The organism is Arthrobacter sp. Leaf234 (assembly GCF_001422665.1).
Lineage (GTDB): Bacteria > Actinomycetota > Actinomycetes > Actinomycetales > Micrococcaceae > Arthrobacter_D.
The window spans coordinates 96,866-117,003 of the sequence record NZ_LMLU01000006.1; the positions used below are offsets into that span (position 1 = coordinate 96,866).

16 protein-coding genes are annotated in these 20,138 nt (G+C 69.4%); 12 read left to right on the forward strand and 4 right to left on the reverse strand.

The window, feature by feature from the left end:
- The first annotated feature begins 31 nt into the window (after positions 1–31).
- Together ASF21_RS11320 and ASF21_RS11325 are read left to right on the forward strand one after the other, a co-directional pair.
- Positions 32–1,672 (forward strand): amidohydrolase, encoded by a 1,641-nt coding sequence (locus ASF21_RS11320; protein ID WP_055771093.1) that lies wholly within the window; start codon positions 32–34, stop codon positions 1,670–1,672.
- A gap of 427 nt (positions 1,673–2,099) precedes the next feature.
- Positions 2,100–2,825, forward strand: coding sequence for a polyprenol monophosphomannose synthase (locus ASF21_RS11325; protein WP_055771097.1), 726 nt, complete (start codon positions 2,100–2,102; stop codon positions 2,823–2,825).
- A gap of 106 nt (positions 2,826–2,931) precedes the next feature.
- On the opposite strand, the gene ASF21_RS11330 is transcribed toward ASF21_RS11325, so the two are convergent.
- Together ASF21_RS11330 and ASF21_RS11335 are read right to left on the reverse strand one after the other, a co-directional pair.
- Entirely contained in the window at positions 2,932–3,279 is a 348-nt protein-coding gene (locus tag ASF21_RS11330) for an RNA polymerase-binding protein RbpA (protein ID WP_043445375.1), read from the reverse strand.
- A gap of 212 nt (positions 3,280–3,491) precedes the next feature.
- On the reverse strand, positions 3,492–4,349 hold the full coding sequence (locus ASF21_RS11335; RefSeq protein ID WP_055771100.1) for a putative RNA methyltransferase: 858 nt from the start codon (positions 4,347–4,349) through the stop codon (positions 3,492–3,494).
- A gap of 80 nt (positions 4,350–4,429) precedes the next feature.
- On the opposite strand from ASF21_RS11335, the gene ASF21_RS11340 reads away from it, so the two are divergent.
- On the forward strand, positions 4,430–6,472 hold the full coding sequence (locus tag ASF21_RS11340; RefSeq protein WP_055771102.1) for an alpha/beta hydrolase family protein: 2,043 nt from the start codon (positions 4,430–4,432) through the stop codon (positions 6,470–6,472).
- A gap of 31 nt (positions 6,473–6,503) precedes the next feature.
- On the opposite strand, the gene ASF21_RS11345 is transcribed toward ASF21_RS11340, so the two are convergent.
- A complete protein-coding gene (locus ASF21_RS11345) occupies positions 6,504–7,169 on the reverse strand; it encodes a peptide deformylase (RefSeq protein WP_200914821.1) in 666 nt (221 codons plus the stop codon).
- 147 nt (positions 7,170–7,316) lie between these two features.
- On the opposite strand from ASF21_RS11345, the gene ASF21_RS11350 reads away from it, so the two are divergent.
- The 9 genes from ASF21_RS11350 to ASF21_RS11390 all read left to right on the forward strand — a co-directional run bounded on the left by ASF21_RS11350 (position 7,317) and on the right by ASF21_RS11390 (position 18,548).
- A complete protein-coding gene (locus ASF21_RS11350; protein WP_055771105.1) occupies positions 7,317–9,716 on the forward strand; it encodes an ATP-binding cassette domain-containing protein in 2,400 nt (799 codons plus the stop codon).
- Positions 9,717–9,772: 56 nt separating this feature from the next.
- Positions 9,773–10,480 (forward strand): histidine phosphatase family protein, encoded by a 708-nt coding sequence (locus tag ASF21_RS11355; RefSeq protein WP_055771107.1) that lies wholly within the window; start codon positions 9,773–9,775, stop codon positions 10,478–10,480.
- 9 nt (positions 10,481–10,489) lie between these two features.
- On the forward strand, positions 10,490–11,044 hold the full coding sequence (locus ASF21_RS11360; protein WP_055771110.1) for a DUF3090 domain-containing protein: 555 nt from the start codon (positions 10,490–10,492) through the stop codon (positions 11,042–11,044).
- Entirely contained in the window at positions 11,044–11,811 is a 768-nt protein-coding gene (locus ASF21_RS11365) for an SCO1664 family protein (protein ID WP_055771112.1), read from the forward strand. The genes ASF21_RS11360 and ASF21_RS11365 overlap by 1 nt, the downstream gene beginning before the upstream one ends.
- Positions 11,812–12,068: 257 nt before the next feature.
- Complete coding sequence (locus ASF21_RS11370; protein ID WP_082471502.1) at positions 12,069–12,719, forward strand: nucleoside/nucleotide kinase family protein; 651 nt, start codon at positions 12,069–12,071, stop codon at positions 12,717–12,719.
- A 109-nt stretch (positions 12,720–12,828) separates the two neighbouring features.
- Positions 12,829–13,401 carry a carboxymuconolactone decarboxylase family protein gene (locus tag ASF21_RS11375; protein ID WP_055771115.1) on the forward strand — a complete coding sequence of 191 codons (573 nt, stop codon included), beginning with the start codon at positions 12,829–12,831 and terminating at the stop codon, positions 13,399–13,401.
- A 683-nt stretch (positions 13,402–14,084) separates the two neighbouring features.
- Positions 14,085–15,629: an APC family permease gene (locus tag ASF21_RS11380; protein ID WP_055771118.1), complete on the forward strand. Its 1,545-nt coding sequence runs from the start codon at positions 14,085–14,087 to the stop codon at positions 15,627–15,629.
- 52 nt (positions 15,630–15,681) lie between these two features.
- Positions 15,682–16,788, forward strand: a complete 1,107-nt coding sequence (locus tag ASF21_RS11385; RefSeq protein WP_414826630.1) for an agmatine deiminase family protein — start codon at positions 15,682–15,684, stop codon at positions 16,786–16,788.
- On the forward strand, positions 16,788–18,548 hold the full coding sequence (locus tag ASF21_RS11390; protein WP_200914822.1) for an amidase: 1,761 nt from the start codon (positions 16,788–16,790) through the stop codon (positions 18,546–18,548). The genes ASF21_RS11385 and ASF21_RS11390 overlap by 1 nt, the downstream gene beginning before the upstream one ends.
- A gap of 20 nt (positions 18,549–18,568) precedes the next feature.
- Here the strand turns inward: ASF21_RS11390 and ASF21_RS11395 are convergent, their stop codons facing one another.
- Positions 18,569–20,062: a GntP family permease gene (locus tag ASF21_RS11395; RefSeq protein WP_055771568.1), complete on the reverse strand. Its 1,494-nt coding sequence runs from the start codon at positions 20,060–20,062 to the stop codon at positions 18,569–18,571.
- Positions 20,063–20,138: the final 76 nt, after the last annotated feature.

The following is a 20,138-nucleotide window of genomic DNA, read 5'->3' on the forward strand; positions in this document are numbered from 1 at the left end:
ACCCCTCCACGGAAAGCAGCCCAGCACAGCGATGCCCACGTCCCAGCGCCCCCGCCCCGTCCTCTACCGCAACGGCTCCGTCTACAGCCCCGCTGATCCGTTCGCGACGGCGATGCTCGTCGACGGCGGGACCGTCGCGTGGGTGGGAACCGAACACGCAGCCACGAACCTCGAGGGTCCGGATGTCCGGACCGTGGACCTCGACGGCGCCCTGGTCACGCCCGGCTTCGTGGATGCGCACACGCACACCACCGAGACGGGTATCGCCCTCGGCTCGATCGACCTGACAGCGTGCCGATCGCTGGCCGAGCTCCTCGCCGCCGTCGAATCAGCGGCGGCCACGGGCGCGACGACCATCCTCGGCTACGGGTGGGACGAGTCCTCCTGGCCGGAGCGGCGCGTCCCGACGGCGTCGGAGCTCGACCGCGCCGGAGGAGGAGCGCTGGTGTATCTCGTCCGCGCGGACATCCACTCCGCCGTGGTCTCGGGGACCCTGGCAGCGGGTCTCGGACTTGCCGCGGTGGACGGATGGGACGACGGCTTCGTGGTGCGCGCCGCCCACGAGACCGCCCGGCGTGCCACCCGACGCCTGACGGTGGACCAGCGCCGCAGCTACCAGCAGGCCGCGCTGCTCCACGCCGCCTCCCGCGGCTATGTCGCGGTCACCGAGATGGCAGCACCGCACATCGCGCCGAGGGAGGACCTCGAGACGCTGCTATCGATCGACGGACCGGGCCACGACCTGTCGCTCCCCGAGGTCATCCCCTACTGGGCGCAGCTGACCTCGTCGCGCGAGGAGGTCCGGGAGCTCATGCGGGGATTCGGGGGCAGGCTCGCAGGCCTCGCGGGAGACCTCAACGCCGACGGGTCGATCGGGTCCCGGACGGCCGCGCTGCGTGAGCCGTACAGCGACGACGCCGGGTCCAGCGGGACGCTCTACCTCACGGAGGACGACGCCGCCGCCCACTTGGTCGCGACCACTGCCGAGCAGGTGCAGGCCGGCTTCCACGTCATCGGGGACGCGGGCCTGGATCTCGTGCTGCGTGCCCTGGAGCGCACCGCCCAGGAGCTGGGCGTTGAGGAGGTCCGCCGCGCGAGGCATCGCCTCGAGCACGTCGAGATGGCCGACGACGCCGCGATCGCCGCGCTGGTCCACTACGGCGTGGCGGTCAGCGGCCAACCCGTGTTCGACGCGCTGTGGGGCGTGGACGGCGGCCTCTACGAGCAGCGCCTCGGACATCGCAGCAGCTCCATGAACCGTTTCGCGTCCCTCCTGTCGGCCGGTGTGCTCGTGGCCCTCGGCTCGGACAGCCCCGTGACCCCGCTGGATCCGTGGGCCTCGGTGCGGGCCTGCCTGGAACACACCTCCGCCGCGGAGACCATCTCGGCGAGGGCGGCGTTCATCGCCCACTCGAGGGCGAGCTGGCGGCTCTCGGGCCGCAGCCCGATGATGGGTCAGCTGGCTCCGGGTACCCCCGCATCCTTCGCCGTCTGGAAGGTCGACGAACTCATGGTCCAGACGCCCGACAACCGCGTCCAGTCCTGGAGTACGGACCCGCGCGCAGGCACCCCGCTCCTGCCGGCGCTGGACACCGAGAACGCTCCGCTGTGCCTCGAGACGGTGCACGACGGCACCCGCCTGTACGCCGTCGACGGCTTCGCCACGGCCTGATCCGCAGATCGTCCGACGTCGTTCCCCGGCCGGGGAACCACCCCCGCCTGACCTGCGCCGAAGGACGTTTCCGCAGGTCAGCGGGCTGTTGACACCTCCTCCACAGCACGTAAGCTTTTGCCCTACGGGTTAGAGGAACTCCTGCGGGAGGAAACCTGGCTGGTCTCCACGAGCGCAACGCATCGGCCTTCTTCCATGGCGCGTGTTGCCCCTTCGGCTGGAGCCGGCACTCACAAGGGCAGGTTCACACGTCAGTAGAAAACGATGCCGGCACGCGTGCCGGGATCGGTACGAAGACGCGTGGGCCTGCCCGAGGAGTGGCACCGGATCTCCGACGCCCGATACCGGTCGCCTATACTTGCTGACTGGCTCTGCGTGCGGAGCAGTCCCCGCGCGATGCGCATCCTCGATGGAAAGGCCCACCTGCGTGCGAGTCGTCACGATCATCCCCACCTACAACGAGATCGAGTCCCTCCCGCTGACCCTCGCCCGGCTCCGCGCGGCGGTGCCGGCCTCCGACGTCCTGATCGTGGACGACAACAGCCCCGACGGGACAGGGGAGCTCGCCGACCGCGCCGCTGCCGAGGACGACCAGGTACACGTGCTGCACCGGACCGGCAAGGAGGGCCTGGGTGCTGCGTACATCGCCGGGTTCCGCTGGGGCCTCGCGCGGGACTACGACGTCCTGGTGGAGATGGATGCCGACGGGTCGCATCGCCCGGAACAGCTGCAGGGACTCCTGGACGCGATCGATCGCGCCGATCTCGTGATCGGCAGCCGGTGGGTGACCGGCGGCAGCGTGGTCAACTGGCCCCTGCACCGCAAGCTGCTCTCCCGCGCGGGAAGCACCTACTCGCGGCTCATGCTGGGCCTTCCGGTCCATGACATCACCGCCGGATTCCGGGCCTTCCGCCGCTCCACCCTCGAGACACTGGACCTCTCGGCCGTGGAGTCGGTCGGTTACGGCTTCCAGGTGGACATGACGTTCCGTGTCGCGCGCCTCGGGTTGACGATCGTCGAGGTCCCCATCACCTTCGTCGAGCGGGAACTCGGTGACTCGAAGATGAGCGGCAACATCGTGCTCGAGGCCATCGCCAATGTCACCCGCTGGGGCCTCGCTGCGCGCTGGACCACCCTGACCGGCCGCTCCTGAGGATTCACCGACGCGTCCTCCCCGGGCCTGACGCACCGAAGGCACCCGCCGAACGGCGGGTGCCTTCTCATCGGTGCGAGGACCTGCGTCAGCAGGCCTCTCCGTCCTAGGCGGAGCGGCGCTCTCCGCGGCGCTCACGCAGGATGGTGAGCCGGTCCTGGAGGATCTGCTCGAGTTCCTCCACCGAGCGGCGCTCCAGCAGCATGTCCCAGTGCGTACGCACCGGCTTGTCGTTCGACGTGTCCGGCTTCTCGCCGTCCACCAGGAGGGCTTCCTTGCCGGTCTTGGAGACCCAGGTCGCCGGGATGTCGGCCTCGGAGGAGAAGGTCACGAACACCCGCTCGCCGTCCTCGCAGCGGTACTCGACCCGCTGGCGGGGAGCGGGCTCGACGCCGGACTCCGTCTCCATCGATTGTGCTCCGAGGCGCATGCCCCGCAGGCTGCGATCGCTCATGTCGTTCTCCTTGTCACCGTGATCCCCGCAGGACGGGGATCGTTACCGCTTGTGTGCCGTGCCGCCCGCCACCTGCAGGTGGCGGGGGAAGTCATGTGTACAACACCGGCGGGCGCGCGGATGTTCCTGCGCAGGACCGGGTAAACACCTAAGTGTACAGGGTGGGCAGTGGACCCCTGCGGCGGCCGGATCGTCGCCGGGGGCGCGCGGAGCTAGGCCGGTCGGGTCAGGACCTGCAGCGTGAAGCGCGCATCGACCTCCAGCGGTCCGGCGTCGAGCCCCCGATCGGCGGCGGCTCCTCCGGTGGTTCCGGTGACGCGCAGGTCCGCGTGCCGCGCCGCCGGTCCCATTACCAGCGCCGACCGTGCGAGGTCCCGGGGGAGAACCATCGTGTAGTCGATGTCCGTGCGCTCGGCTTCGGCGAGGACACCGGCGAAGGATGCGGCGACGTCGTCGGCCTTCTGCGGCGGTACCGAGAGGAGGGGCCCGACGGCGTCGAGCCCGGCGAGGTGCCCGGGCCGCGGGGTGACGACCACGAGGCATCCGTTCGGAGCAAGCACCCGCACGAACTCGGCGGCGTTGCGCGGGGCGAAGACGTTGAGCAGGACGTCCACCGAGGCGTCGGCCAGCGGGAGCGGGCGCCACACGTCCCAGACGAGGCTGACGCCGTGCGGCAGGCGGCGGGCAGCACGTCGGAGCGCGGCCTTGGAGACGTCGAGCGCGATCGGGACGTGGGACGGCAGGGCCTCCGACACGCCCGCGAGGTAGTATCCCGTCCCCGCTCCGGCATCGAGCGCGACCCCGCCGCGCGCAGCGTGGCGGAGGCTCGCGGCGATGACCGCATCCCTCAGCGGCGCATAGTGCCCGGAGCCGAGGAACGCCTCCCTGGCGTCGACCATCTCCGGGGTGTCGCCCTCGAACGGCGAGCCCTTGCCGGTCAGGAGGTTCACGTAGCCCTGGCGGGCCGCGTCGAACCGGTGCCCTCGACCGCACACCAGCGCCCGGCCGTCCGGAGCCAGGGGGGACGAGCAGACGGGACAGGTGAGGACGTCGTGGGGCAGCGCGGGCATCGTCCCATCCTAGGGATCCCCACCGATCTATCCTCCGTCCACCGTTGACTCAGGCCACTATTTCGGGTCTGATCGGGAGGGTGAAACCAGACCAGATCGAACTCCTGACCACCACGGGCGCACCGACCCTCCACCCGGACGGTTCCCGTCTGGTCGTCGCCGCCACCCGCCCCGACCTCCGCGCCGACAGCTATGTCGGGCAGCTGTGGGAGATCACGCTCGACGGCGGACGTCGCCGGCTCACGCGCGGCTTCCACGACACCTCGCCCCGCTTCGCACCGGACGGGACCGTCCTCGTGTTCCTGCGCGCGTCCGCCGGCGGGAAACCGCAGCTGTTCGCCGTGCAGGCCACCGGAGGGGAACCCGTCCAGCTGACCGACCAGCCGCTCGGCGTCGGCCGGTTCGACATCTCCCCGGATTCGGCGACCGTCGTCTTCGCCGCCCGCGTCCCCGAGCACGGTCGCTATGGGACCATCGACGGCGTCGGTGCCGGCCTCGAGGACCCCCGGCTGGTCACGCAGTACAAGTACCGTATGAACGGCCTCGGCTACACGACGGACAAGCGGTCGCAGCTCTTCTCCGTCACCCTCCCGGACCTCGACGACGAGCCGTATGTCACCGCCGTCGGGCGGCTCGGGCAGAAACCCGTGGAGGGCCCGGGCGCCCTGGAGGAGCAGGGGGCGGTGCCGGCGGCCACGCAGCTGACGGGTGCGGACGCGGACCACCTCGAACCGGTCTTCTCCGCCGACGGACACCGGATCCTCTTCACCGCAGCGCTGGGCGACGACGCCGATTCGACGCTGGTCTCCGACATCCACTCCATCGCGCTCGACGGCGGCGACCGTCGGCAGCTCACCAACCTGGGCGGCGACACGCTGCTCGGCTGCGGAGCACCGCGCCCCAGCGCGGACGGTGGGTCGGTCTTCTTCCTGGCCTCGGACCTCTCGCCCTCGGGTCTCGACTTCGTGGCGCGGAACACCGCCCTCTACGTGCTGAGCGTCGACGATCCGACCAGCGTCCGGCGGCTCAGCGAGCCCGAGACGGTCGACTTCGGCGACGTGCAAGATCTCGTGGCCGCCGGACCGGACGCGGTTCTCGCCTTCAACCGGACGCGGGGCGCGGGCGAACTGCTGAGGATCTCCGCCACGGGCGAGACCGAGGCCCTCGTCACCGGCCCCACCGTCGTCACCGGGGCGGACGCGGCGGGTGACGCCGTCGTCGTGTCCTACACGGATCCCGCCACCTCGGGCGACGTCGCGGTGGTCGAGGGCGCAGGGCTCCGGACGCTCACCGACTTCTCGGCGGGGCTCCGCGCGGACACCCGCGTCGGCACACCGCAGGAGCGCACCTACACCGCTCCGGACGGGACGCCCGTCCACGGATGGGTGGTGCTGCCCGAGGGGGACGGCCCGCACCCTGTCCTGCTCGTCATCCACGGCGGGCCGTTCGCGCAGTACGGCTGGGGCTACTTCGACGAGGCCCAGGTGTACGCCGCTGCGGGGTACGCCGTGCTGCTGTGCAATCCGCGCGGTGCCGCGGGGTACGGCCAGGCCCACGGGCGGGTCATCAAGGAGGCCATGGGCACGGTGGACCTCGACGACGTGCTGGCGTACCTGGACGGCGCCGTCGCCGAGTTCGACGCCATGGACGGCGAGCGCCTGGGTGTCATGGGTGGTTCCTACGGCGGCTACCTGACGGCGTGGACCATCGCGCACGACCACCGTTTCCAGGCGGCGATCGTGGAGCGCGGCTACCTCGATCCGCCGTCGTTCGTGGGTTCCTCCGACATCGGGTGGTTCTTCTCGGAGGAGTACACCGGCACGGATCCTGCGCACGTCGAGACGCAGAACCCCTTCGCGACGATCGGCGCGGTGCGGACACCGGCCTTCGTGATCCACTCGGAGGAGGACCTGCGCTGTCCCATCGAGCAGGCCCAGCGGTACTACACGGCCCTCAAGAAGCAGGGCGTCGAGACCGAGATGCTGGTCTTCCCGGGCGAGACGCACGAGCTCTCACGCTCCGGGTCCCCGTGGCACCGCCGGCAGCGGTTCGAGCACATCCTGCGCTGGTGGGCGCGCTACCTCCCGACGCCTGCGAACCCCTCGGACCCCGCCGTCCGGTAGCGGCCTCCGGGCGGCAGGAGGCGCGCCGTGGTCAGAAGCCCAGGCCGCGGCGCGCGTCCTCGACGGTCGGCTGCGCCCAGCGTGCGTGTTCCCGGTCGGACGAGAGCGAGCGCACATGCGCCCGGTCCAGGTAGAGCCGCCCGTCCAGGTGGTCGGTCTCGTGCTGGACGATCCGTGCCGGCCAGCCCTCGAAGACCTCCGTGGTGCGGGTGCCGTCCGGTCGCGTGTAGGTCGCCTCCACGGCGTGGTGGCGATCGACGACCGCCTGGTAGCCGGGGACCGAGAGACACCCCTCGTAGAAGCTGTCCTTCGCGTCGCCGACCGCGGTGTAGTGCGGATCGATCATCACGGTGAAGGGAAGGGGCGTGCGGGAGCGGGCGGCAGCCACGGCCTCGTCCGGGACGCCGCGATCCTCGAGCACAGCGATACGCAGGGGGATGCCGATCTGCGGCGCCGCGAGGCCCACCCCAGGCGCGGCATGCATCACCCTCCTCATGGTGGCGATCAGCCGGTCGAGGAGTTCGTCGTCGAGCCGGCCGTGGACCTCCTCCGCCGGATGGCGCAGCACCGGGTGGCCGGCGACGACGATGGGCGGGAGCTCGTGCGCAAGGACGGACCCGACCAGCTCGGTCATCGCCGCCGCCGTCAGGGCGTCCCCGGGGGCCGCCGGGTCGGGACTGTGGTCGAGGGTGCTCATCTCCTCAGCCAACCACACATCGCGGACAGGTCCGGGTCAGGAGCCCATTGCCGGTTCCGCCGCGGCACAGGACAATCGGACGAGCCGAACCGGGCGGGGCGGCAGCAGGCGGGGCTGACCGCCGAGCAGGAGCTTCGAGGGGACACCATGACCACGGCCACGGCGGACGAGCAGCAGGCAGCGGACGGAAGGACCGGACACGCGGCGGACACCCATGACCTGATCAGGGTGCAGGGCGCCCGGGAGAACAACCTCGACAACGTGACGATCGACATCCCGAAACGGCGGCTGTCGGTGTTCACCGGTGTCTCGGGCTCGGGCAAGAGCTCCCTGGTGTTCGACACCATCGCCGCGGAATCCCAGCGGATGATCAATGAGACCTACAGCGCCTTCCTGCAGGGCTTCATGCCCACGCTCGCGCGGCCCGACGTCGACGTCCTCGAGGGACTGACGACGGCGATCATCGTGGACCAGGAGCGCATGGGTGCCAACCCCCGCTCGACCGTCGGCACGGCGACCGACGTCAACGCGATGCTGAGGATCGTCTTCTCCCGCCTCGGCCGGCCGCACATCGGGTCACCGCAGGCGTTCTCCTTCAACGTGGCGTCCATCAGCGGTGCGGGCGCGGTGACCATCGATCGCGGCGGCACCACGGTCAAGGAACGGCGCAGCTTCACGATCACCGGCGGGATGTGCCCGCGGTGCGAGGGCATGGGCTCGGTGACCGACATCGACCTGACGCAGCTCTACGACGAGACGAAGTCCCTGAACGGGGGAGCCCTGACCATTCCCGGCTACAGCATGGAGGGCTGGTACGGCCGGATCTTCGGTGGGTGCGGGTACTTCGACGCGGATACCCCAATCCAGGACTTCACGGAGCGCGAGCTGCAGGATCTCCTCTACAAGGAACCGACCAAGATCAAGGTCGACGGCATCAACATCACCTACGAGGGCCTCGTCCCCAAGATCCAGAAGTCCATGCTCGCCAAGGACCGCGAATCCATGCAGCCGCACATCCGGGCCTTCGTGGACCGGGCGGTCACGTTCACCACCTGTCCGGAGTGCGACGGCACCCGCCTCAGCGAGGCGGCGCGCTCCTCGACGATCGACGGCGTCAGCATCGCCGACGCCTGCCGGATGCAGATCAGCGATCTCGCGGCCTGGGTGCGCGGCCTCCACGAACCATCGGTTGCGCCGCTGCTGAAGGCACTGGGGGAGACGCTCGACTCCTTCGTGGAGATCGGCCTGGGCTACCTCAGCCTCGATCGGCCGTCGGGCACCCTCTCCGGCGGTGAATCCCAGCGCACCAAGATGATCCGGCACCTCGGCTCCTCCCTCACCGATATCACCTACGTCTTCGACGAGCCGACGATCGGCCTCCACCCGCACGACATCCAGCGCATGAACGACCTCCTGCTGCGCCTGCGCGACAAGGGCAACACCGTGCTGGTGGTGGAGCACAAACCCGAGATGATCGCGATCGCCGACCACGTCGTCGACCTCGGTCCCGGGGCCGGGACCGCCGGCGGGACGGTGTGCTTCGAGGGGACGGTCGAGGGCCTGCGCGCCAGCGGGACGCTCACCGGCCGGCACCTCGACGACCGTGCCGCCCTCAAGGACGGCCTGCGCTCGCCGAAGGGTGTCCTCGAGGTCAGGGGCGCGACGGCGCACAACGTCCGGGACGTCGACGTCGACATCCCCCTCGGGGTGCTGTGCGTCGTCACCGGAGTGGCCGGCTCCGGGAAGAGCTCGCTGATCCACGGCTCGGTCTCCGGTCGCGACGGGGTGGTGGCGGTGGACCAGACGGCGATCAAGGGATCACGGCGCAGCAACCCTGCGACCTACACGAGCATGCTGGAGCCCATCCGCAAGGCCTTCGCGAAGGCCAACGGGGTGAAGCCCGCCCTCTTCAGCGCCAACTCCGAGGGTGCATGCCCCACCTGCAACGGCGCGGGCGTCATCTTCACCGATCTCGCGATGATGGCCGGGGTCGCCACCACGTGCGAGGTCTGCGGTGGCAAGCGCTTCATGGCCGAGGTGCTCGAGTACACGCTGGGCGGGAAGAACATCAGCGAGGTGCTCTCCATGCCGGTGAGCGAGGCGGTCCGGTTCTTCGCCGAGGGCGACGCGAAGGTCCCGGCAGCCCTCGCGGTTCTCCGCCGGCTGGCCGACGTCGGGCTCGGCTACGTGAGCCTCGGCCAGCCGCTGACCACGCTGTCCGGCGGCGAACGCCAGCGCCTCAAGCTCGCCACCCACATGGGGGAGAAGGGCGGCATCCTGGTCCTCGACGAGCCGACGGCCGGCCTGCACCTCGCGGACGTCGAGAACCTCCTGGGACTGCTGGACCGTCTCGTGGACGCGGGGAAGTCGGTCATCGTCATCGAGCACCACCAGGCGGTCATGGCGCACGCCGACTGGCTCGTCGACGTCGGACCGGGTGCCGGCCACGACGGCGGGACGATCGTCTTCGCGGGGACACCGGCGGAACTGGTGGCGAGCCGTGCGACACTCACGGGCCGGCACCTCGCCGCGTACGTGGGCGCCTGAGGCACCCGGCGGACGCTGTGTCCGCCCGCCGTCGTGCCGATGGTTAGGCTGGGGTCATGGCCACAGTCATCCTCGTGCGGCACGGACGCACCACAGCGAATGCCACCGGCCTCCTCGCCGGCCGGACCCCCGGCGTCAGCCTCGACGGGACCGGGCGCGGGCAGGCGGCGACGACGGCGGACCGGCTGTCCGCGGTGCCCCTGGTCGGGGTGGTGTCAAGTCCCCTCGAGCGGTGCCGCGAGACGGCGCAGTTCATCGTCGACCGCCAGTCCGGGACCCCGCAGGTCCCCATCGACGCCGATCTCACGGAATGCGACTACGGCCGGTGGCAGGGCCGATCCCTGAAGGATCTCGCGACCGAAGGGCTCTGGTCGACAGTGCAGTCCCAGCCCTCCGCCGTCGTGTTCCCGGGCGGTGAGTCGATGGCCGGGATGCAGGCGCGGGCCGTGGCGGCGATCCGAAGACAGGACGCGGCCTTCGAAGCAGAACACGGTGCCGGCGCGGTCTGGGTGGCGGTCAGCCACGGGGACATCATCAAGTCCGTCCTCGCCGATGCCTACGGGATGCACCTCGACCTGTTCCAGCGCATCACCGTCGGTCCCGCCTCGGTGTCGATCGTGCAGTACGGCAGCATGCGCCCGACGGTGCATCTGACCAATTCCGATGCGGGTGACCTGTCCTGGCTGAAGGCCGCCGCGGCCGCAGCCGATGCGCCCGTCGGCGGTGGCGCAGGTCATCCGTCACCACCGTCCCCGAGCGCCTAAAATAGGATCATGCCTACCATCGTTCACGAGTTCACCTGGCCTGACCGGGTCGTCGTCGGCACCATCGGAGTACCGGGGGAGCGCACGTTCTACCTGCAGGTGCGCACCGGGAAGCAGATCGTCAGCATCGCGCTGGAGAAGCAGCAGTCGGCGCAACTCGCCGAGAAGATCGACGAGATCCTCGACCAGCTCATCACCCTCGAGGGCAACCCCTTCAGCGTCCCCACGGGAACGCCGATCGAACTCGTGGACAACGACCAGCTCGACTCCGTGCAGGAGCAGTTCCGGACCGGCACCATGAGCCTCGGGTGGGACCCCACCACCGCGCAGATCGTCGTGGAGGCCTATCCGCTCGTCGACGCCGACAGCGACGACGACCTCGATGCCCTGGACGACGACGAGACGGACGCGTCCGAGATGCTGCTGGTGCGGATGCCGGTCGGCACCGCACGGGCCTTCGCCAAGCGGACCAGGGAGATCGTCGGTGCCGGCCGTCCGATCTGCGTGATCTGCGGCCAGCCGATCGATGCCGACGGGCACACCTGCGCCATGCCCGAGGCCTGATGCCGGCACCCGACCTCGTGGGCGCCGAACTGACGCTCACCGGCCGCATCAGGACGGCGTCCAATGCGACATTCCTCGGCAGCGTCGACGGTGCGGCGGTCGTCTACAAGCCGATCGCGGGGGAGAACCCGCTGTGGGACTTCCCCGACGGCAGCCTCGCACACCGCGAAGTGGCCGCGTTCCTCGTCTCCGAGGCGTTCGGATGGGACGTCGTCCCGCGGACCTGGCTGCGCGACGGACCGTTGGGCGACGGCATGGTCCAGCTGTGGCAGGACGCCGATCCGGAGCAGGATGCCGTCGACCTCGTCGGGGCCGACGAGGTTCCCGAGACCGGCTGGAAGCACGTCCTCGAAGGTCAGGACGAGACCGGCCGGACCGTCGCCCTCGTCCACGAGGACACGACGGCGCTGCGGCGCATGGCGGTGTTCGACGTCGTCGTCAACAACGCCGACCGCAAAGGGGACCACATCCTCGCGATGACCGACGGGCACCGGCACGGCGTGGACCACGGGCTGACCTTCCACACCGAGCACAAGCTCCGCACCGTCCTCTGGGGCTGGGTGGGGGATCCGCTGACCGCCGACGAACTCGACGGCGTCGCCCGTGTCAGCGGAGCGCTCGATGGCGCATTGGGTCGTGCCCTCGCGGCGCTCATCACGCCGGGTGAACTCGCGGCCCTCGCGGCCCGTTGCGACCGGCTGCGATCCGCGGCGCGATTCCCCGAGCCACGCGGCGGGATGCCCGCTGTGCCGTGGCCGCTGTTCTGACCCCGTTCCGACCGCTGTTCCGACCGCTGCCAGGGAGGGGACAGGGGAGGCGTCGGGCGCTGTCCCGGACGCTGATGGTCGTGACCGACCGCCGGTCCTTCCGCCCGGTGGCCGACCACGACGGACCGGAATCGCCGGTCGACCCGTGCAGCCGGAGCTTGTCCGGGCCCACGTGGTGCAGAATCTCCTGTCATGACCATCACTGCTGACCAGCGACGTCCGACCATGAAGCGACTCATCCCGCGACGCTCCGCGCGATGATCGTCACGCCTGTCTCGGACCCTCGCCAGCTCGCGGCACTGCTTCCGCGGGCCACCGACGGCAGTCGCTTCCTGCTCGGCATCGTCGGGGCGCCCGGCGCCGGGAAGTCGACCGTGGCAGAAGCCGTCGTCGGCCTCGACGCCGCCGCGCACGCCTCGGTACCCATGGACGGGTTCCACCTCGCCGATCAGGCTCTCCTCACCCTCGGGGTGCTCGACCGGAAGGGCGCACCCGAGACCTTCGACGCCCACGGCTACGCAGCTCTTCTTTCCCGGCTGCACGAACGACCGGACCACGTCGTGTACGCGCCGGCTTTCGAGCGCGCCCTCGAGCAGCCCCTGGCGAACGCCCTGCCGGTGCCGCCGTCGTCGACCCTGATCGTCACCGAGGGGAACTACCTGCTGCTCGATGCCCCCGGCTGGCGGGAGGCTCGGGACCGCCTCGACGAAGTCTGGTTCATCGACATCGACCCCGACGTACGCCGTGCGCGGCTCATCGCCCGCCACGTCCTGTTCGGCAAGACGCCCGCGGCCGCCGAGGAATGGGTGCGCCGCGTCGATGAACCCAATGCCGACCTCGTCGCTGCGACCCGTGACCGTGCGGACCGGGTCCTCGACCTCTCCGCCTGGCAACCCGCCCGACCTTGATCGGGGAGTCCGCGACGGCGCGGGAAGCGTTCACCGGTGCCGCCTGCTCTGGCCTGCCGTTCTCCGACGCCTGATGCTGGAGGCCCGACGTACTGCAGGAGGTCCGACAGTGAGCATTCTCGAGCAGGTGTCCGAGAGCGAGGCGACGGGCGAGATCGCCGCCATCTATGGCGAGGATGCCGACTCCCTCGGCTACGTCGCGGCGCACACCAAGGTCCTTGCGCTGCATCCTCCCGCCTACCGTGCGTGGGAGGGACTGATCAACGCCATCGCCGGGTCGATGGACCCCCGGCGATACGAGTTGGTGACGCTCGCTGCGGCCCTGGGCATCGGAAGCAGGCATTGTCGGCTCGCGCACGGCCGGAAGGCGTTGCCCTACATCGGCGAGGATGAACTGACGGCCATTGCCCGGGACTACCGCACGGCGGGCCTGTCGTCTCCTGAGGTGGCGATGATGGTCTTCGCCGAGAAAATGAGCACCGCGTCGGCGTCGATGACCGACGCCGACGCACTCGCCCTGCGCGCCGAGGGGTTCACGGACCTGGAGATCGTGGAGATCGCTCTCGCGGCGGCCGCCCGTAACTACCTCAGCCGCGCCCTGCAGCCGCTGGGCTCGGACGTGGATGTTCCGCCCGGCCTGAGCGCGACCCTGACATCTGCACTTCTCGATCAGCTTCGGTAGATCATCCGTGGCGCTTCCAGAGCCGACGGTCAACGACCGATGATGCCGCGGCCCGCAGTTCTCGCACCGGTGCGGGCAAGACCTTCAGGAACCGGATGGCCCCTTCTAGAGGGACTGGTAATTCACCGATAATCTACATTATGTCAACTAGCTTCGACAATCATCCCTCTTCCAGTCTGCGCCGACCCCACGTCTCTAGGCTGCGCCGACCCCACGTCGAATGACAGCGAGTCTGCAGCGGGCTCATAGAATTCGCTCCTGCCGCTCCATTCCCGGCGAGCTCCTCACAGGTGTCGACGGCGCTGTCTTTCTCTCGACGGCCGGAGTGCCCTTCGTGATGCCCATGGCGAGCAGGACATCGGCCGTCTCTTGCCGAAGGGCTTGTCCCGGATCAGTCACGTCCTCTACAGTGATCCAGAAATAATGAACGTCATTCATTTTGTGGCGTCCGTCATGACCAGGAGGACACCATGCGCGCTGCCGGATGCACCGGGGACGCACGACCCTCCAGGGCAGTCGGCGCACACGCCTGACCGTACGGTCCGGTCGACGACGAAGCACGATCTGCTCCGTCCGCGTCGTCCGAGGATCGTCACCGCACCTCACGGCTGCGGCGTGTCACCACCTCCCGCGGACGGGTCGACGAGGACCCTCCGCCCCGTCAGAAGAGGCACACCATGAGAATGTCCGGCACCGGAGCGACCAGCACCGTACCCACACCGAGGGATACCCCATCCCTGTCCCCCAAGGGTCTGGCCCGGGGCCAACTCGGCCTGCTCGCCATCGTCGTCATCGGGATCTCGACGATCGCTCCCGCCTATGTCCTCACCAGCACCTTGGGTCTCACCGTGGCCGAGATCGGCGTCCACCTCCCCGCGATCTTCATCGTCGGCTTCATCCCGATGTTCCTGGTCGCCCTCGCCTACAAGGAACTCAACGCCGACTCCCCCGACAGCGGCACCACCTTCACCTGGGTCACGAAGGCCTTCGGGCCGTTGCTGGGCTGGATGGGTGGGTGGGGCCTGCTCGCTGCCAACATCATCGTGCTCTCCAATCTCGCGGGTGTCGCCGTCGATTTCTTCTATCTGTTCCTCGCCCAGCTCACCGGCACTGCGTCCCTCGCCGACCTGACGACCAACAAGGCCGTGAACATCGTCACGTGCCTGGCGTTCATGGCCGTCGCCGTCTGGGTGTCCTGCCGGGGCATCCGCACCACCAAGTCCGTGCAGTACGTCCTCGTGGGATTCCAGCTCCTCGTCCTGGCCTGGTACACCGTCCAGGCCTTCGGCCGCATCGCTGCCGGTCAGGCCTCAGGACTGGCCTTCAGCTGGGAATGGTTCAACCCGCTCGGTATCGAGAGCTTCTCCGCGTTCGCGGCCGGCCTGTCCCTGTCGATCTTCGCCTTCTGGGGATGGGACGTCTGCCTGACCGTCAGCGAGGAGGCCACCAACGGGCGGCGCACTTCGGGGCTTGCCGCGACGATCGCTGCGGCAGTCATTCTCGCGATCTACCTGATCGGCTCCATCGCCACGATCATGTTCGCCGGGACCGGGGACACAGGCCTCGGCCTGAACAACCCGGACAACTCCGAGAACGTCTTCACGTCCCTCGCGGCGCCCGTCATGGGCCCGTTCGCGATCCTGCTCTCACTGGCCGTCCTCTCGAGCTGCGGCGCATCGCTGCAGTCGACCTTCGTGTCCCCCGCGCGCACCCTGCTCGCCATGGGCTACTACAAGGCCTTGCCTGCCAGGTTCGGATCGGTCAGCCCGACCACGAATTCCCCCGTATACGCCACGATCTTCGCCGGCGTCCTGTCCGGCGGCTTCTACGTCCTGATGCGCATCATCAGCGAGAACGTCCTCAATGACACGATCCAGGCCCTCGGGCTGATGATCTGCTTCTACTACGGCCTGACGGCGCTGGCCTGCGTCTGGTACTTCCGGGCCTCCCTGTTCACCAGCACGAGGAACATCCTCTTCAGGTTCCTCGCCCCACTCCTCGGCGGCCTCGGCCTCATCGTGGTGTTCCTGCAGACCGCCATCGACAGCTGGGACCCCGCTTTCGGCAGCGGATCAGAGCTCTTCGGCGTGGGCCTCGTCTTCGTGATCGGCATCGGCATCCTCGTCGCCGGCGCCGTCATCATGCTCATCTTCCGGGCCCGGAATCCGGAGTTCTTCAACGGGCGCACCCTGACCGAGGAGTCGTCGGCGCTCGTCATCCCCGAGTGACGGGGCACCCGACGGCGACGACCACCGACTCACACCACGGAAGCAAGGAATCATGAACAGCTCAGGAACCGCCGTCCCCGCCTCGGTGACGGACGCAGGGCCGAGTCGGGCGGACGCGCGCACGACGACGATGCCCCCGGAGTGGGCACCGCACGAACGCACCTGGATGGCCTTCCCGCCCTCCAACGACACCTTCGGGCGGCCCGGATCAGAGACCCTGGGCCGCGCCCGCGCTGCGTGGGCCCGCGTCGCCCGCACCATCGCCCGCTACGAACCCGTCGCCGTCCTGGCCGACCCCGCAGACGTCGACACCGCACGGACCATGCTCGGGCACGCCATCGCCGTGCACCCCGTCCCGCTCGACGACGCCTGGCTCCGGGACTCCGGACCCACCTTCGTCCACGGGCACGACGGATCGGTCCACGGTATCGACTGGATCTTCAACGGCTGGGGAGCGCAGTCCTGGGCGGAGTGGGGCAAGGACGAACAGGTCGGACGGCAGGTCACCGAGCTCGCCGGCGTGGGAGCGAAGAGCAGCGTCCTGGTCAACGAAGGAGGTGGTTTCCACATCGACGGACACGGTGCCGTCCTGCTCACCGAGACGGTGCAGCTCGACCCCGGACGGAACCCCGACGCCACCAGGGCGAGCGTGGAAGCCGAGGTCCATGCCCGGCTCGGAACACGTCATGCGATCTGGCTCCCACGGGGCCTCAGCCGCGACTACGAGGAGTTCGGCACGCGGGGGCATGTCGACATCGTCGCGAGCTTCACGCCGACCGGCACACTCCTGCTGCACCGCCAGGACGACCCCGACCACCCCGACCACCCCGTCACCCGATTCCTGCGCTCCGTCCTCGAAGCGGCTGTCGACGCCGACGGATCTCCCCTGACGATCGTCGACGTTCCCGCTCCTACCGTCATCGAGGAGGAGGACGCCTTCGTCGACTGGTCCTACATCAACCACTATGTCGCCAACGGCGTCGTCGTCCTCTGCGCCTTCGACGACCCCAACGATGCAGCAGCACGACGGATCCTCCAGGAGGCCTACCCCGACCGCTCCGTGGAACTGGTCGATGCCCGCGACATCTTCGCCTTCGGCGGCGGCATCCACTGCATCACCCAACAGCAGCCCGCTCCCCACCCGGGCACGGTGACCTGATGTTCGACGTCGTGGAAGCGAGCATCGCCGAGCTCAGGGACGCACTCACCACCGGAAGGACGACGAGTGAGGAAATCGTCACGGCCTACCTCCGCCGGATCGAGGCCTACGACCGAAGCGGCATCCGGCTGAATTCCGTCGTCGTCATGAACCCCACGGCCCTCGACGAAGCTCGTGCGTCAGATCGACGCAGGGCACGTACCGGGACCCTCGGCCCGCTCGACGGCATCCCCTACACCGCCAAGGACAGCTACAAGGTGCAGGGGCTCACCGTCGCCGCCGGATCTCCCGCCTTCGAGGACCTCGTGGCGCAGCAGGACGCCTTCACCATCGCACGGCTCCGCGCCGGCGGAGCCGTGCTGATCGGACTCACCAACATGCCGCCCATGGCCAACGGCGGCATGCAGCGCGGCGTCTACGGTCGCGCCGAAAGCCCCTACAACGCCGACTACCTCACCGCTGCGTTCGCCTCCGGATCGTCCAACGGATCCGGGACTGCCACCGCCGCGAGCTTCGCCGCCTTCGGCCTCGCCGAGGAGACCTGGTCGTCAGGGCGCGCCCCCGCCTCCAACAACGGCCTGTGCGCCTACACGCCATCCCGCGGCCTCATCTCCGTCCGCGGGAACTGGCCGCTCGTGCCGACCATGGACGTCGTCGTCCCCCACACCCGCACCATGGCCGACATGCTCGACGTCCTCGAGGTGATCGTCGCCGACGACGACGAGACCCGGGGTGACTTCTGGCGCGTGCAGCCCTGGATCCCCATCCCGCCCACATCCGAACTCCGTCCCCACTGCTACACAGACCTTCATCCCGGGGCTCCCGACGCGGCACGGCACGTCCTCGCCGGCAGACGGTTCGGTGTCCCCCGCATGTACATCAACGCCGATCCCGACGCCGGTACCGGTCCCGACCCCGGTATCGGAGGACCCACGGGTCAGCGCATCACGACCCGCGATTCGATCATCGAGCTGTGGAAGCGGGCGCGGCGGATCCTCGAGCAGGCAGGCGCCGAGGTCGTCGAGGTCGATTTCCCCGTCGTCTCCAACTACGAGGGCGACCGGCCCGGAGCTCCGACGATCGCGACCAGAGGGCTCGTCAGCCCGGACTACCTGCGCCGCGAGATCCTCGACCTGTCGGCATGGGCCTGGCACGATTTCCTGCAGGCCAACGACGACCCACGGCTCTCGTCACTGGCCGACGTCGACGGAACCCTGATCTTCCCCGCGCCCGACGGCGCACTGGACCGCTACAGCGGCTTCGATGACGACATCGCGGCGTATCCCGAGCACATCCGCCGCAACGATGCCGTCAGCATGACGAGCATCCCCCACCTCGCGGAGGGGCTGCGCGGTCTCGACCAGACGAGGCACGTCGATCTGGACCAGTGGATGGACCGCCTCGGACTGGACGCCGTCGTCTTCCCCGCGGCAGCCGACGTCGGACCGGCGGACAGCGACAGGAACCCCGCGTCGGCGGACATCGCCTGGCGGAACGGCGTGTGGGTCTCCAACGGGAACCTCGTCCCCCGCCATCTGGGGCTGCCCACCGTCACCGTCCCCCTGGGCATCATGGCGGACCTGCAGATGCCCGTGGGCCTCACCTTCGCCGGCTCCGCCTACGACGACACCGAACTGCTGCGCATCGGAGCCGCCTTCGAGGCGGTGAACCCGACGCGGAGGACGGTTCCCGCCCGCACCCCGCGCCTCGACCCGGAGGTCGCGCCGCGCTCGGCGAGCGGCGGCGGGGCGGCGGCCTGAGCGACGGCGGGCCTCGCGGATCAGCCCAGAACCGCGTTGGCGATGAACAGGAGCGGAATGGAACCGGCCCACACCGCCGTCGTGATGCCCGACCATCCCTTGAGGGCCGCGACGCCGTCGAGCCCGGCGAAGCGGGTCACGACCCAGAAGTAGGAGTCGTTGAAGTAGCTGAACACCATCGATCCGGCGGTGCAGGCCATCGCCGCCACGATCGGGTCGATGCCGAGTGAACCGACCAGCGGCGCGGTCACCGATGCTGCGGTGATCATCGCGACCGTCCCGGAGCCCTGGGCAAGGCGCACCAGTGTGGCGATGAGGAACGGTACGAGGAACGCCGGCAGGGCGGTGCCGGCGATGGCCTCCGCCAGGGCGTCCCCCACACCTGAGCTCCGCAGCACCTGACCGAGCGCCCCACCGGCACCGGTGATGAGGAGGATCAGGCCGGCGGACGCCGCAGCCTCGGCGAACCAGCCCTGCACCTTCGACCTCGGGGTCCAGCGCGGCAGCAGGATGTAGACGGCCAGGATGACACCGATCACCAGAGCCACGACGGGGTTGCCGACGAAAGCCAGCGGAACGGCCCATGACGACGGCACGTACTCCCCCGTACCGACGACGCCCTGGTTGTTCTGGTCGATCGCGCCGCTGACCGTGTTGAGGATGATCAGGAGCAACGGGACCAGCAGCGGCAGCGATGCGACGAAGGCACCGACCCGGTGCGGTGCGGCGCCCTCCGGAGGGGTGCCGAGGGTGGTGTTGTCGACGTCCATCGACGGGGCATCCCCATCGGCGCCTATTCCGGCTCGGCTCCCACGATCCGCAACAGCGGTCCCTCCTCGGTGCACTGACTGCGCCTGCGCCGTGCCGTAGACGACCTCGCGCACGCTCTCGTTCATGGACGGCTCGATCTTCGGACCGATCCACTTGGCGTAGACGATGACGATCGGCAGCAGCAGGATGGTGAACACGAGACCCGCGAGGATCAGCGCACCGAGATCCGCACCGAGGATTCCGGCGACCGCCAGCGGGCCAGGGGTTGGTGGTACCAGGTGATGGGTCAGCGTCATGCCGCACCCGAGGGCCAGCGCAAGGGTGATGTAGCCGGCGCGCTTGACCCGGGCGATCGAACGGGCCAGCGGATTCATGATCACGTAGCCGGAGTCGCAGAACACCGGGATGGACACCAGTGCGCCCACACTCCCGAGCGCCCAGGGCTCTCGTCCCTTGCCGAAGAGTTTGAGGAACGCCATCGCCAGCGAATTGGCAGCACCCGATACCTCGAGGATCTTGCCGATGCCGACGCCCCGGCCGATCACGATGCCGATCGACGCCAGGGTGTTGCCGAAGCCCGTCGTGATCGACGTGACGATGTCCAGCGGTGCCTGCCCGGCGACGATACCGGTCACGAGCGCGGCGATCAGGAGGGCGACGAAGGCATCGAGCCGGGTCCTCAGCACCAGCACGATGATGGTGGCGATGCCCAGGACGAGCGCCAGAAGAAGTTGAATGTCCACGTACTGCTCCTCGATCACTGAGGGGGCCTCGTTGCCAACCCAGGGGTAGCACGGACCTGGCCGGTACTTTGACGGG

Bases quoted from the DNA above. Each gene is read 5' to 3' on its own strand.
- ASF21_RS11385 (WP_414826630.1), top strand. From the start codon at position 15,682: ATGAACAGCTCAGGAACCGCCGTCCCCGCCTCGGTGACGGACGCAGGG.
- ASF21_RS11380 (WP_055771118.1), top strand. From the start codon at position 14,085: ATGTCCGGCACCGGAGCGACCAGCACCGTACCCACACCGAGGGATACC.
- ASF21_RS11370 (WP_082471502.1), top strand. From the start codon at position 12,069: ATGATCGTCACGCCTGTCTCGGACCCTCGCCAGCTCGCGGCACTGCTT.
- ASF21_RS11335 (WP_055771100.1), bottom strand. From the start codon at position 4,349: ATGCCCGCGCTGCCCCACGACGTCCTCACCTGTCCCGTCTGCTCGTCC.
- ASF21_RS11390 (WP_200914822.1), top strand. From the start codon at position 16,788: ATGTTCGACGTCGTGGAAGCGAGCATCGCCGAGCTCAGGGACGCACTC.
- ASF21_RS11365 (WP_055771112.1), top strand. From the start codon at position 11,044: ATGCCGGCACCCGACCTCGTGGGCGCCGAACTGACGCTCACCGGCCGC.
- ASF21_RS11360 (WP_055771110.1), top strand. From the start codon at position 10,490: ATGCCTACCATCGTTCACGAGTTCACCTGGCCTGACCGGGTCGTCGTC.
- ASF21_RS11350 (WP_055771105.1), top strand. From the start codon at position 7,317: ATGACCACGGCCACGGCGGACGAGCAGCAGGCAGCGGACGGAAGGACC.
- ASF21_RS11355 (WP_055771107.1), top strand. From the start codon at position 9,773: ATGGCCACAGTCATCCTCGTGCGGCACGGACGCACCACAGCGAATGCC.
- ASF21_RS11330 (WP_043445375.1), bottom strand. From the start codon at position 3,279: ATGAGCGATCGCAGCCTGCGGGGCATGCGCCTCGGAGCACAATCGATG.
- ASF21_RS11320 (WP_055771093.1), top strand. From the start codon at position 32: ATGCCCACGTCCCAGCGCCCCCGCCCCGTCCTCTACCGCAACGGCTCC.
- ASF21_RS11345 (WP_200914821.1), bottom strand. From the start codon at position 7,169: ATGAGCACCCTCGACCACAGTCCCGACCCGGCGGCCCCCGGGGACGCC.